The following is a 13319-nucleotide window of genomic DNA, read 5'->3' on the forward strand; positions in this document are numbered from 1 at the left end:
GTATATTGATCAGTGTTTCCCTGGGACCACGCCGCTGATGCCATGGGCCTGTTGCAGGCGTTACCGCGGCATACATTTCACCCCGCCCAATTGCTCCAGTGGTCGCGGGCGGTCGATGTAGTAGCCCTGCACGTAGTCGATGCCGATGGCGGCCAGGCAGTCGACGGATGCCGCGTCCTCGACAAATTCGGCAATGGTCTGCAGGCCCATGGTGTGGGCGATGGCGTGGATCGATCGGACCATGGCCTCGTCGGTCGGGTTGTTCGCGATCTCGCGCACGAACACGCCGTCGATCTTCACGTAATGCACCGGCAGGTTGCGCAGATACCCAAAAGAGGACAACCCCGAGCCAAAGTCGTCTAGCGAAAACCGGCAACCGTTGGTGGACAGCGCCTCAATGAATTGCTGTGCGGCATCAAAGCTCCCAATGGCACTGGTCTCGGTGATTTCGAAACAGACGGACTCGCCAGATACCTCATGCTGCTCCAGCAGCGCTTGTATCTCGGCGAGCAGGGCCGAATCCCCAAGGCTCGCACCGGAGAGATTGATTGCGCAGATGATGGAATGTCCGGGGTCCGAACGTTGCAGGTCTCCCATCCATGCGAGCGTATTGCGCAGCACCCAGCGATCGACCTCGGGCATCATCCCGTAACGCTCCGCGGCCGGTATGAAGGCGCTGGGCGGAACCAGATTGTCCTCGTCATCAAGCAGGCGAACGAGGATCTCGTAGTGGACCGCCGCGGCGTCCGGGTCCGCCGCCGGAACGATGGGTTGGAAGTACAACCGCAGCCGGTCGCGGTCGAGCGCGCTGCGAATGCGGGCGGCCCACTGCATCTGGCCCTGCCGTTCGGCGAGGTCCTTGTCGTCGGGTTCGAACAGGTGCACGCGGTTGCGCCCGTGCTCCTTGGCCACATAGCAGGCAGCATCGGCCTGTCCGAGCACTTCAGCCAGATCACTGCCGCCCGCTTCCAGGGCGACCAGACCGATACTGCTACCGAGCGCAAACTGACGGCCCTTCCAGGGAAACCGGAATCGGTGAACTCTTTCGCGGATTTTTTCGGCGACACTCTGCCCTCCGCTAACCGGACAGTCGCGCAGGATCACGCCGAACTCGTCCCCACCAAGGCGGGCAAAGATATCGCTCTCGCGCAGGCAGTCTCCAATCACACGGCTGATCTGGCGGAGCAGTTCGTCTCCTGCAAGGTGGCCGCAGGTATCGTTGACGACCTTGAACTGATCCAGGTCGATATAGCAAAGCACATGGCGCCGGTGCGGGTCGCGGGCCCCCGCCAGCAACTCGCCCAGTCGCGCCTCGAACTCCCTACGGTTGAACAGGCCGGTCAGGGCGTCGTGCGTGGCCTCCCAGGACAACTGGCGCTCCATCGCCTGCGCTTCGGTCACATCGTGCAAAACCAGAATGCCGCCCGCTACGCTGTCCTCCCGGTCCAGAATTGGCGCGGCGGTATATCGCACCACCCGCTTCTCACCGGATGCATCGACCAGACTCCAGGTCGTGGAACTGTTCTGAACGTTCCTCTCGCGCAGCAGTGAGGCGATCACGTTGTCGCAATCTGCCAACATGGACTGATCCTCGAAACGGAACAATCGGCACAGTGGGAGCCCTTCTGCCTTGTCAGCGGGCTGGCAACTGAGGCTTGCGGCGCTGGCATTGATGAATCGAACCCGACCCTTTTCGTCCGTGGCGACAACCGCATCCACAATCGACTCGAGGGTTACCTGAGCCAGCTCCCGCTCGCGATCCAGCTGGTTCTGCACCATCCGCCGCTCGGTGACGTCCCGAATTACCGCCGTGTAGAAAGACTGTCCCGCATCAGTGCTTGGCGAGGCGTGCAGCTCAAGATAGCGTTTCCGATCGCCGATCTGACCCTGGACTTCCTCGACACCACCGGACTGGAGACGCTGCTGGATCCCTTGAGCGAAACGCGTGCCAAGTAGGGGCTGCAGCAACTCGTCCAAAGGACGGCCACTGACACCCTTCTCGTCGATTGCCAGCAGTTTTTCCGCGCCGGGATTCAGGCTGATCACCTGACCGGCTGGATCGAACGTCACGATGCCCTCGCTCATGTCGCGAAACATCGTTCGCGTCCGGTTTACTGCGCTTTCCAGTGCAGCCATCACTTCGTTATACCGGCGTGCGATCAGTCCGACCTCCGTAAATGGCTCGACCGGCACGCGCCGGGCGAGATCTGTATCGCTGGCCTGCCGCTCCATCGCGCTCAGGAGATCGATCAGGTCGGTGCGAGCACCGTGCTCGCTAACGTTGAGACCAACCCTTTCATCTTCCGCGCTGACACGCAGCGGGCGCCAACGGTCGATCCCGCGCAAGATCAACCAGGCCAGGACAAAGGTAGTCGTGCCAATTGCAACGATGCCCAGCACCTGCACGCCCACCTGTTCCAGACGCCCCAGACCCGTGGCCAGATGCTCCGGCTGCCCGAAGAGACCTACCGCCAGCGTGCCCCAGATGCCGGCTGCCAGATGAACCGGTATCGCCCCGACACTGTCGTCCAAACGGCGCCGGATCATCCAAAGGTCGGCGGCCAGCATGACCGCTCCGCCGATCGCACCGATGAGCACCGCCATACTGGTGGAAACAGCGTGCGCCCCGGCCGTAATGGCCACCAGACCGGCAATCAGGCCATTCAGCGGCACCAGCAGATTGTCGGAATGCCCACCCCCAATGCGCCGGCTCAGAAAAAAGGCCGTGACCGCCCCTGCCGCCGCAGCCAGAAGGGTATTGCCGATGATCGCCGGCACCCGCTCAGTGAGGCCCAGCTCGCTGCCACCATTGAATCCGACCCAGCCGAGCATAAAGAACAGTCCACCGAGCGCGGCCAGAGGCAGGTTGCTAGCGGGAATTCGCTGTACGCCGTCCTCGGTGAAGCGCCCGATGCGCGGGCCGATCACGATCACGGCGGCTAGCGCGACCCAGCCGCCCACGCTGTGTACCACCGTCGAGCCGGCAAAGTCGACGAAACCCATTGCGGCCAGCCAACCATCGCCTGGGGCGATGACGCCGCCCCAAGCCCAATGGCCACTGAGTGGATAGATCAATACAACCACGACCAGCGTCACCAGGCCGTAACTGACATAGGACATCCGCTCCGAGACCGCCCCGGATACGATAGTCGCGGCGGTTGCCGCAAACATCGCCTGGAAGATGAAGAACGCGGTCTTCTCAACGCCCAGTTCGCCCAGGTCCGGCAGCCAGAATCCACTGCCGATCAGGCCCATGGAGCTGGGCCCGAACATCAGGCCAAAGCCCACGGCCCAGAAAGCCAGCAGGGTCAGCACGAGATCCGTCGCATTCTTCATCGCGACGTTGATCGCGTTTTTGCTTCGAGTCACGCCCGCCTCAAGGGAGAGGAAACCCAACTGCATCAACAACACGAGTGTCGCGCTGACCAACAGCCAGACGACATCGACTTGCGTCAATTGCATGCAGCCGGCCTGAATTCAGTGCGGACAATCACCATACCCACCACCGAAGCAAATTTGGCACCAACTCCATCATGTGAGCACGAGCGGAGCGTGGTAATGCGCCTCGCGCTCAGCCCTAATGACCTAACGGGCCATACAGGCATGCCAAGACTACTTAACGGACAGCACGCCCCTCAGATCACTTTTTCTCGTCTTTTTGCACTGTTTTGATGCGGCACGCACCTATACAGGGCCAAAGCCCGGAGAGGCGCACTCATTAGGCGCGCCATTGCATCGAAGGGGAGCAGAAACGGTGTAGTACGGACCAGAAAACTGGGATCCAGGCACCAAACAACACAAGCTCTTCTCGCTGAACGCCATTACGATTGCCGCGCATGAGTGGCGGATGCCTTGCCTCCTTTCTCCGGGACCTGCTCCCTGCTGCCCGCACCAGCGCAGCCGCGAAGACGAGGACACTCACCCTCTTGATGCCGGCCTGCTGAATCCGAAATCAGCTCCTGACCGACCTACGTGTGGACGGGGCCGGAAGGCTTCGCTAAGATGCGCGCACCCTCAGGGGAGTAGTCGCTCCGGCCACCCTGGCCGGAGGCACACGTCAACATACTTGGCCGCATGGCCGTGGCGTGTGCAGCCCGTGCGAAGGCGCTATGGCGCCGGTTCCGCACCGGGCCTGACAAGACCTGTGGCACCGATATCCGGCCTGCCTTGTGGCAGGCCCGGCCCGTGGGCGGGCGGCGATGTCGGTGTCACCGGTTTTGTCGTGCCGCTCGCCCCGGATGATCTTCATGGAACTCTTCCTGCTTTCCATTGTGGCTGTTGCGATCGCGGAGATCGGCGACCGCTCGATGTTCCTCGCCGCCCTGTTCGGGATGCGCTGTCGCAGCGCCTGGGCGGTGTTCTGGGGCATGGCCACGGGTCTTTTTCTCAATCAACTGCTGTCCGCGGTGGCCGGGATCTGGCTGTTCGCGGTGATCGCGACCGACTGGCATCTGTGGGTGGTCGGGGCCGCGTTCCTGGCGATGGCGGTCTGGGTGCTGATCCCGGAGGACGACGAGGATTTCGACAAGGACACCCGCGCCCGCAGCGCCTTTTTTGCCGCGGCGGTGGCTTTCTTCGTGTTCGAGATGCTGGACAAGACCCAGCTCGCGGTGGTCACCCTGGCCGGGGCCTCCGGTGCGCTACTTCCGGTGGTGCTCGGCGCCACGGTCGGGATTCTGCTGATCACGACCCCGGCGCTGATCCTGGGCAAGCGCTTTGCCAACAGCATCCCGGCCGCCCCCCTACGCTTCGTGGCCTCCGGCCTGTTCCTGCTGGTAGGGCTGTGGACCTGGGCCGAGGCCGGCGGCTGGATGCCCGATCTCGGTCTGCCCGATTTCTCGGGGATGCTGCTCCGGGCGGTGGAGAACCATCAGTAACGCGCCGAGGCTCGCGCGTTCCGAATAGGCCCCTGCGGGTCAAGGCGTGGCATGGAGTGACGAAGACGAAGACACCCACGTTCTCCGCCCCGTCATGGCGAGGCCCCGCAGGGGCCGTGGCCATCTCCGAACGCGACCCCAAACGTCCGCCTCTGTCAGCGCCGGGGACATCCCCAGAGATCGCCACGGCGCTGCGCGCCTCGCGATGACGGTGTTTGCTTCTCCGTCGTGATGAAGCCTCGCAGGGGCGACGAAGGCGAGGACACCCATCGTTTCCGTTCCGCGACGTGGCGGTCAGGGCCCGGGGTTGCTTGCGGCTGAATGCCCAGACTGTATGCTCGGGCGCTCCGCAAACACTGCCAGCGAGAAACACCGCCATGGTTACGCCTGCCAACTCCCCGGACCACAAACCGCCCGAAGGCCCGAGCCAAGCCGATCAGGACGGCTTTGCCGCGTTCGAACGCGGCGACTATCGGGCCGCCGGGAACCTCTGGGCGGCCAGCGCCGAGGCGGGCTCCGCCTGGGCCCAGTTGGGTATGGGGATTCTGCATGCCGACGGTCTGGGCCTCGAAGCCGATGCCGAGCGTGCGCGCGGATACTGGGAACAAGCTGCGGCGCAAGGACTGAGCGATGCCAGCTTCAACCTGGGGGTGATGGCGGAGAAGGCCAACCCCGCCGATACCGAGGCGGCACGACACTGGTATGGCCACGCGGCCGAGGCGGGTCACGTCGTGGCGCAGAACAACCTGGCCGTTCTGCTGCAGAAAGCAGGCGACGAGGCCGCCGCCACCGAGGCCGTCCAGTGGTGGAAACGCGCCGCAGAACACGGCGACCCCGACGCCCTGAACAGTCTCGGTGTCGCGCACCAGCAAGGCAGCGGGTGCGCGCGCGATCGGGCCGCAGCAACCGAGTACTACGCCCGGGCCGCCGAAGCGGGACACCGCGACGCGGCCTTCAACCTCGCCCTGGCCCTGGAACAGGGTGACGGCGTGGCAACGGACATGGCCGGGGCCGCCCACTGGTATCGGCAAGCCGCCGAGGCCGGGGACCCCGACGCCGCCGCCCGCCTGGGGAACCTCTGCCGCGACGGCAACGGCACGCAGGAAGACCTGACGGCGGCGGCCCACTGGTATCGCGCCGCGGCCGAAGCCGGCCACCCCCAGGCTCAGGCGAATCTGGGCGTTCTCCTGGAACGGGGGCTTGGGGTGACTCAGAACGAGTCGGCCGCGGCCGCCTGGTACCTGGCCTCGGCGCGGCAGGGGCTGGCCCCGGCGCAGTACAACATGGGCATCGTGCTCGCCGAGGGCCGTGGCGTGGAGGCCGATCTGCCTGGCGCCTGGGTCTGGTTCGTGCGCGCCGCCGATCAGGGCCACAAGCCGGCCGCGGAGGCCCGCGACTACGTCCACCAGCAGCTTACCCCGGAGCAACGTAGCGAGGCCGAGGCGCGCAAGACCGAGAGCTCCCGCTAGTCCGGCAGCGCGGGCAGCCGAAGCGCAGCAAGCAGAGGCCAGACAACTCCCTCCCTCCCTGTCCCGTCATGGCGCCGGGTGGCTACGAGTTCCGCGACGACTGGCGTATGGGTCTGCCGCTGTCGCTGCTGGTGATCGTGACCGCCGTGCCACTCATCCTTTGGGTGTGGCCACCGTAGGGGGTATCGCCGAGTCCCGGATCTGGAATACGTTCTGGCGAACGGGTGAAGATCCCTTCCAATGGCCCCCCGACGATCAGGGCACCTCTACCGTCTCGACGTCCTGGCGCAGAAAGTCCAGGCGCTCTTGGATGGGCTCGGGGTAGTCGGCCTGTTGGCGTCCGCCCAGATGTTCGGCGAAGAAGGCCTCCAGCCCGGCGAAGAAGGCGAGACGATTGGTCTGACCAACGAAGCCATGGCCCTCGTCCGGGGCCAGCAGGTATTCGACCCGGTGGCCCGCCGCATGCAGGGCCGAGACGATCTGATCGGACTCGGCCTGCTTGACGCGTGGGTCGTTGGCGCCCTGCACGACCATTAGCGGCGCCTCGATCTTCTCGACATGGAACAGCGGCGACTGGGCCTTGAGCCGTTCGCGATCTTCCGGGTCCTCCGGATCCCCTACCCGGCCGTGCATGCGACGGATGCCCGCCTCCCAGTACGGCGGGATGGATTCCATCAGTGTGATCAGGCTGGAGGGGCCGACCATGGAGACGCCGGCCGCGTAAAGATCCGGCGTCCAGGTGAGACCGGCCAGGGTCGCGTAGCCGCCATAGGAGGCGCCGAAGATCGCGACCCGATCCGGATCGGCAATGCCCTTATCGATCAGATACTGCACGCCGTCAGTCACGTCGTGCTGCATCACGCCAGTGCCCCATTCCTGATTGCCGGCGTTGAGAAAGGCCTTCCCGAACCCCGAGGAGCCGCGGAAGTTGGGCTGAAACACGGCGTAGCCTCGGTTGGCGAGGAACTGGACCGTCCCGCTGTAACCCCAGGTATCGCGGATCCAAGGGCCACCATGCGGCATCACTACGAGCGGCAGACCTTCGGCCTCCACACCGTGCGGAAGCGTGAGATAACCGGGAATCTCCTAGCCATCTCGTGCGGTATAGCGGATGGGTTCCATCGGCGCGAGGTGCTCACGCGGCAGATCCGGGCGCCCCTCGTACAGTCGCTCGATCTCGCGGGCCTCGACGTTCGCGAGGTACACACTGCCCGGATCGGTATCGCGGATGGCCGCGACGGTCCACAGGGACTCGTCACGGGTGCGCGAGGTGAGCTCCAACTCGCCCTCGCCCAGTTCTTCGCGCAGCCAGTCCAGATGCGCCTCGAATGCCTCGTCATGCGCGTAGATACGCTGGCGATCCCCGGTGTACATGGTGGCCAGCAGGCGATGATCCCGCTCCGAGAACATCGCACTCCCCAGATCCACTTCTCCTTCGGGGTCGCGGTGGATGAATTCCTCTTCGCCAGTCGCGGGGTCGAACAACACCAGTTCCACCCGATCGCGCTCGTCACCTGCATTGGTACGCAGGTAGAAACGCGCTCCGTCGGCATGGAAATTCGCCACCGAACAGGTCTCGCCAAAGGCGCAGGTGTACACAGGCTCGAATTCATCCTGCGACTTCACACGCAGGATCGCGGTGCCGGCCGCGTCGGTGGTGCGCACGGCCTTGCGCAGCTCGCCCTCGTGGAACCGCCAGCCCTCGATCTCGTGGGTATTCTTCGCAACCCGGGTCTTGTCGCCGGTTTCCAGCGAGACGCGATAGACATCGTGCAGACGCGGGTCGCGTTCGTTCAGGCCGACGAAGATGGTGTCCGGGGTGGCACGCGGCACGTGAAGCACCCGCGCCTGCACGCCGTCACCTCCAGCCAGCTTGCGCGACTCGGGCAGGTCTTCAGCGTCGGTCGCGTCCTCCAGTGCAATCGCACGCAATTCCAGGTTCTCGTCGCCATCGCGATCGCGCGCAAAGATCAGGTAGCGCCCATCGCGTGACCAGAAAAATCCCATGATGGAACGCTCCTCGGATGTCAGCGGGCGTGCCGACTCCAATGGCGCGCCGCGCTCCATCAGGTGCAGGTTCATCGCACCCTCGTGGGCACTGAGCAGTGCCACGTAGTCGCCGTCCGGCGAAATACGGCCGGCGGCATGCTGCGGATCACGAAAGAATTGCTCCAGCTCGAGCAGCGGCGGCGCCTCGCCACGAGCCCATGGGCCCTGATCGACCTCCACGGCCTTGGCCTCGACACCGCGTTCCGTCGAACTCGCGGCGGGGACGCCGACGACCAGCGACCCCAGCGCTACCGCGAGGGGCAGACCCATCCACCCGACCGCCGCATGGCGGAGCCGGCCCCGTTGCTCCGAATCGTCCGCCGAACCGTTCCCCGTGAGCTGCATGCCTTCCCTCCCGATATGTCTGCAGCAGCGACAGTCACGCCGGTCCGTGGGTTCCCCGAGTGGATACTCGACAGGCCCGGTCAACGCGCCTGGATAAAGGCCTGCTAGTCCTGCCAGCCGCGAAAACCCTCCCGCACCGACAAACTGCGGGCGTACCCCAGATCCCGCAGCAGTTCCGCGGCCCTCAGGCTGCGTCGCCCGCTGTTGCACAGGCACAGCAGGATCTGGTCCTGAGTCACGTGGTACTTGTTGATCAACGCGATGAAGTGCTGAAAATCCCGATCGTCCGGCTCGTCCGCGTCGAGCAGTTCCTGCTCTTCCTCCGTGATCTCCCTCCCCAACAGCTGTTTCAACCGGAACAGGGGGACCGGAACCGCGCCGTCCACGGCGCCCTCCAGTTCCAGTTCGAACGGCTGGCGAATGTCCAACAGGACAGCCAGCCCAATATCGACCAGTTCGCGCGACGCCGCCGCACTAATCTCCAGGTGCGGCTTATCTGTCTCGTCTACCATGCCTTCTCCTTTACGTTGCGTATTGCGCCAAGGCCACTCTCGCGGCTGCGATTCCCTATGAGTCGCGGACACACAGGGCGCTCATACTTTGTACTTTGTGAAGCGGCCCCACGACATTCCAGATTGCGGGTTCTACGCTCGTTGGATAACCGCCACCAGTAACGATGCACGGCCCGAGGGGCATCCTGATGAACGACCAAGACATCGATCTAAGCCGTCACCACGAACCCCGCGATTTCTCCGATCGCGTCGCCAGGGGTTTCACCTCGCTCATGCGATTCTTCGCCGATACGTTCTTTGCCGGTCGCTACGGACACCGCGCCGTGGTGCTGGAGACGGTGGCCGGCGTCCCCGGCATGGTGGGTGCGACGCTACAGCATCTGCGTTCACTGCGACGCATGGAAGACGACCATGGCTGGATTGCCAAATTGATGGACGAGGCCGAGAACGAGCGCATGCACCTGCTGACCTTCGTCGAAATCGCCTCACCCAACTGGCTAGAACGCCTCCTGATCATCCTGGCTCAGGGCTTCTTCTATACGTTGTACTTTATGATTTACGTGGTCTCCTCACGCACAGCCCACAGGATCGTCGGTTACTTCGAAGAGGAAGCCGTCGTCAGTTACACCGAGTACCTGGAGGAGGTGGAATCCGGCGCGATCGAGGACCTCCCCGCGCCGGACCGCGCCATCCAGTACTGGCAGCTTGCGGAAGACGCCCGCTTGTCCGACGTCATCCGCGCCGTGCGCAACGACGAGGCCGGCCATCGGGACGTCAATCACGGCTTCGCCGACTTGCTGAGCAAGAAGACCTGACGTGACCCATCCACAGGGGAGAACCTTGTCCGCGGTCGGCGCGCAGACCGACGGCAACATCGACCAGCAGCGTTCGCAGACCGAACAGGTCTCGACCCCAATGAACGAGATGGCGGCGACGGTTCAGGAGGTCGCGCGCAACGCCTCCGATGCCGCCTCCTCCAGCCAAGGGGCCGACCAGGAGTCCCGCACCGGCGGCGAGGTCGTGCGCACGGTGGTCAGCGACATCGGTCGCCTGTCCGGTGAAGTCGCCACCATCGAAGAGACCGTGCGCAACCTGGACGAGAAGGGCCACCAGATCGGCTCGGTGCTGGACGTCATTCGCGGCATTGCCGAACAAACCAACCTGCTCGCCCTGAACGCGGCGATCGAGGCCGCCCGGGCCGGCGAACAGGGTCGTGGCTTTGCCATGGTCGCCGACGAGGTCCGCACCCTTGCCTCGCGCACCCAGGACTCCACCGCCGACATCCAGGCGATGATCGAGGCCCTGCAGGCGGGCACCCGCAACGCGGTCACCGCGATGGGTCGGGGACGCGAGATGGCCGAGGCCACCAGCAACGATGCCGAGCGCGCCGGCCAGGCGCTGGAATCCATCGTCCAGGCCATCGGCCGAATCAGCGACATGACCACCCAGATCGCCAGCGCCGCGGAAGAACAGAACGCCGTGGCCGAGGAGATCAACCACAACATCTACGCGATCAACGACATCACCGGCGACACCGCCAATGGCTCGCGCCAGACCGCGACTGCCAGCCAGGAGGTCGCGGATATCGCGTCGCGCGTGCGCGACCTGGCCTCCGCCTACCGCATCGCCTGATCCCCACGCAGGCGGCCCAGGCCCGGCCCGCGCCGCGGCGGCCATCGGACCGGGCTTCCGGGCACAACGACCATGGCGGTATAGTCGTCCGGCGTTTACCCGGGAGGTCGCATGAGACTCTGGTCGAAGTGGAAAAAGGGCGGCACGCTACTGGCCGACGTGCTCAAGCGTAACGGTGTCGATCCCAGGGCGGCGGCTGCCAAGGAGGCCTTTCGCCAGATCCTGGACGATGCGGAGGCGGCGGCCGATACCCGCCTGAAAGACGAGCAGGCCGACGGCTCGCTATCCCCGGACGAGCGCAACACCCGCTGGGAGGCGCTGTTCTTCGAGGAGATCCGCACCCGGGCCAAGGGCTACGCACAATCCGCGCGCAACCAGCGCAAGGACTAACCCAACCACACTGCCGGGTCCATTTCGTGGCGCCTTTCGCACTTCGTGCTACCCTCCGCCGCGTTTCCCGATCCACCGGTCCCGCCCATGAAATTCTTCCGCCTGATCAGCGTTCTCGAGGGTTTGTCGCTCATTACCCTGCTGTTTATCGCGATGCCGCTGCGCACCTACGCGGACATGCCTCTGGCCGTGACCTATGTCGGCTGGGTCCACGGCATCCTGTTCATCGTCTACGGCGCGGCGTCGGTGATGGCCAGCCACCTGAGCGGCTGGCCGGTTTGGAAATGGCTGCTGGTGCTGTTCCTCGGCGTGGTGCCCTTCGGCTTTCTCTACGTGGACTACCTGATCCGGCGCGAAACCGCCCCCAGCGGCAAGGCCGAAACAGCCTGACACCCGTCATCACCCCGGCCGCAGCAAAGCGCAGAGCCGGGACCTCCCGCGCCGGCATTGCCCGGCGACCAGGCCTATCCCTGCGGCCGAGACCCCGGATCACCGCTGCGCGGTGTCCGGGACGCCGAAGGACGGGAGACCCGACGTCAGACCGTGTGCCTTACCCTGCGCGCCGGGTGGCGCAAGGGCGTCGGACGCGCCCCTGTTCTGAGCGCGCCTGTTCTGAGCACACACGGCGCCGATCCGCGCCGGCTCGGCTCAGTCCGCGTCGTGCAGGAGCTGCTGCTCCATATCGACAATGAAGTCCGGCAGGGTGTCGAGATCGTGCTGATCACGCACACCCCGCTCGCCCTCACGCACCAACTCGCGGCCAGGATGGTTGTCGCTGTGCAGGAACTGATAGGTGATCTGCCCGGGGTAGAACACCTCGACCTCGGTCCATTCCAGGTCGGCTTCATCCAGATCCCCGTCGACGCGCCGGGCCACGATGTCGGCCTCCCCGTCTTCCAGCCCCAGGGTCATCGGCAGCGAAACCAGGTGCCAGCGCGCGCCCGCGGCACTGTGAACCGCAAAGGCGACGTTGTAGGACTCGCCAGGTTCCAGAGTCTTGCTGTCATGGTCGTTGGGGGCCTTCAGCGAACGGGTCAGCGCAATCCGCCAGGCGCCGTCTTCGTAGCCCCCATCGGCACGGATCGCACCGCGGCTGCCGCTCGGTTCTTGCAGGAACCGCTGCGGGATCACGTCGCCTTCCTGCCAGTCGTGGTCCGGATCAAAGGCGACCGCGTTGCCCTCGTGGATGTAATAGGCGTCGTCCTGCCCGTACTCGCGGGCGATCAGGGCCTCCCACTCCAGGGCGGGGGCTCCGACCTTCTCCGGATCGAACATCCAGGCGGGTTGATCGGCGTCGTCGTCCCAGTTGGTCGTGAACATGCTGGTGCCCTCGGACGACAGGCGGTAGTGCAGCACGTAGTTGTTGTCCGCATGGCCCATCGGATGGCTGCGGTGCGACCGCCACTGCCACAGATCGAGGAACACGCCATCGGACTGCAACTGATCCAAGGCGTCATCATCGGCAACCTGATCCCAGGAGGTCTCTTCCGGATCGTCCGTGACGCGAGTCTGCGGGAGGTACTTGCGCACGTCGCTGCGCCCGAGGTCGCCACCCAGTTTGGGATGCTCGCGAACGGCATCCGCGTCCACCTCGGAGGTCAGGCTGCGCATACCGTCATGCGCGGTCATCCACCCGCCCATGCGGTCGAAACCTTCCACCTTGCCGTCGTCCAGCATCATGGAGATCCGGTCCTCGTACAGGCCGTGCTCGTCCGGCCCTGGGCCGCCGGATCCGTAGCGCACCCACTCGCCATCCTCGTAGCGCCAGACCTGGTGATACCAGCTGGGGGTATCGGTCTCATACTCGTAGTGGATGCGGAAGTCTTCGTCGTTATAGACCGCGGCAACCCGCAGGACCGCGCGGGCATCCTCTTCGGCGGAAATAAAGACATTGCGATCGGTGTCCACGAGACGGGGTTCGGCCAGTGCCAGAGCCGGGCAGGCGGCGGCGACCGCAAGGGCCATCAGTGATTTTTTCATGTGGCTCTTCCTATATATGGATTTGAAGATATTTTGAACTCCCTACGACCACAAGGGAATTAGCA

The 13319-nt window shown here is 64.8% G+C and carries 8 protein-coding genes, 2 pseudogenes and 1 riboswitch; of the genes and pseudogenes, 6 read left to right on the plus strand and 4 right to left on the minus strand.

Annotated elements, in window-relative coordinates:
- Positions 1-60: 60 nt before the first annotated feature.
- Positions 61-3462: an ammonium transporter gene (gene amt, locus F462_RS02525; protein ID WP_038051370.1), complete on the minus strand. Its 3402-nt coding sequence runs from the start codon at positions 3460-3462 to the stop codon at positions 61-63.
- A 550-nt stretch (positions 3463-4012) separates the two neighbouring features.
- Positions 4013-4133: riboswitch (yybP-ykoY riboswitch) on the plus strand.
- A 114-nt stretch (positions 4134-4247) separates the two neighbouring features.
- Between amt and F462_RS02530 the strand changes: the two genes are divergently transcribed.
- On the plus strand, positions 4248-4877 hold the full coding sequence (locus F462_RS02530; protein ID WP_038051372.1) for a TMEM165/GDT1 family protein: 630 nt from the start codon (positions 4248-4250) through the stop codon (positions 4875-4877).
- A 377-nt stretch (positions 4878-5254) separates the two neighbouring features.
- Positions 5255-6346, plus strand: a complete 1092-nt coding sequence (locus tag F462_RS02535) for a tetratricopeptide repeat protein (RefSeq protein WP_038051373.1) — start codon at positions 5255-5257, stop codon at positions 6344-6346.
- A 255-nt stretch (positions 6347-6601) separates the two neighbouring features.
- On the opposite strand, the pseudogene F462_RS02540 reads toward F462_RS02535, so the two are convergent.
- Both F462_RS02540 and F462_RS02545 read right to left on the minus strand, forming a co-directional pair.
- Positions 6602-8665, minus strand: a pseudogene (locus tag F462_RS02540) (alpha/beta fold hydrolase).
- 179 nt (positions 8666-8844) lie between these two features.
- A complete protein-coding gene (locus F462_RS02545; protein WP_018141763.1) occupies positions 8845-9252 on the minus strand; it encodes a rhodanese-like domain-containing protein in 408 nt (135 codons plus the stop codon).
- A gap of 188 nt (positions 9253-9440) precedes the next feature.
- On the opposite strand from F462_RS02545, the gene F462_RS02550 reads away from it, so the two are divergent.
- The 4 genes and pseudogenes from F462_RS02550 (at position 9441) to F462_RS02565 (ending at position 11664) form a co-directional block, all read left to right on the plus strand.
- The gene (locus F462_RS02550) at positions 9441-10067 is read left to right on the plus strand and encodes an alternative oxidase (RefSeq protein ID WP_371180486.1); all 627 of its coding nucleotides are present in this window, start codon (positions 9441-9443) and stop codon (positions 10065-10067) included.
- Between the two features lie 25 nt (positions 10068-10092).
- Positions 10093-10884: pseudogene (locus F462_RS02555) on the plus strand (methyl-accepting chemotaxis protein); the annotation flags it as partial.
- Positions 10885-10995: 111 nt separating this feature from the next.
- Positions 10996-11274: a hypothetical protein gene (locus tag F462_RS02560; protein WP_018141766.1), complete on the plus strand. Its 279-nt coding sequence runs from the start codon at positions 10996-10998 to the stop codon at positions 11272-11274.
- A gap of 87 nt (positions 11275-11361) precedes the next feature.
- Positions 11362-11664 carry a DUF3817 domain-containing protein gene (locus F462_RS02565; RefSeq protein ID WP_018141767.1) on the plus strand — a complete coding sequence of 101 codons (303 nt, stop codon included), beginning with the start codon at positions 11362-11364 and terminating at the stop codon, positions 11662-11664.
- Positions 11665-11922: 258 nt separating this feature from the next.
- Here the strand turns inward: F462_RS02565 and F462_RS02570 are convergent, their stop codons facing one another.
- Positions 11923-13254, minus strand: a complete 1332-nt coding sequence (locus F462_RS02570; RefSeq protein ID WP_038051375.1) for an ethylbenzene dehydrogenase-related protein — start codon at positions 13252-13254, stop codon at positions 11923-11925.
- Between the last annotated feature and the right edge of the window lie 65 nt (positions 13255-13319).

It is taken from the genome of Thioalkalivibrio sp. ALJ1, assembly GCF_000745395.1.
GTDB lineage: Bacteria > Pseudomonadota > Gammaproteobacteria > Ectothiorhodospirales > Ectothiorhodospiraceae > Thioalkalivibrio.

Excerpts from the sequence above, each read along its gene's own strand:
- amt (WP_038051370.1), bottom strand. The coding sequence starts at position 3,462 with ATGCAATTGACGCAAGTCGATGTCGTCTGGCTGTTGGTCAGCGCGACA.
- F462_RS02530 (WP_038051372.1), top strand. The coding sequence starts at position 4,248 with ATGGAACTCTTCCTGCTTTCCATTGTGGCTGTTGCGATCGCGGAGATC.
- F462_RS02535 (WP_038051373.1), top strand. The coding sequence starts at position 5,255 with ATGGTTACGCCTGCCAACTCCCCGGACCACAAACCGCCCGAAGGCCCG.
- F462_RS02545 (WP_018141763.1), bottom strand. The coding sequence starts at position 9,252 with ATGGTAGACGAGACAGATAAGCCGCACCTGGAGATTAGTGCGGCGGCG.
- F462_RS02550 (WP_371180486.1), top strand. The coding sequence starts at position 9,441 with ATGAACGACCAAGACATCGATCTAAGCCGTCACCACGAACCCCGCGAT.
- F462_RS02560 (WP_018141766.1), top strand. The coding sequence starts at position 10,996 with ATGAGACTCTGGTCGAAGTGGAAAAAGGGCGGCACGCTACTGGCCGAC.
- F462_RS02565 (WP_018141767.1), top strand. The coding sequence starts at position 11,362 with ATGAAATTCTTCCGCCTGATCAGCGTTCTCGAGGGTTTGTCGCTCATT.
- F462_RS02570 (WP_038051375.1), bottom strand. The coding sequence starts at position 13,254 with ATGAAAAAATCACTGATGGCCCTTGCGGTCGCCGCCGCCTGCCCGGCT.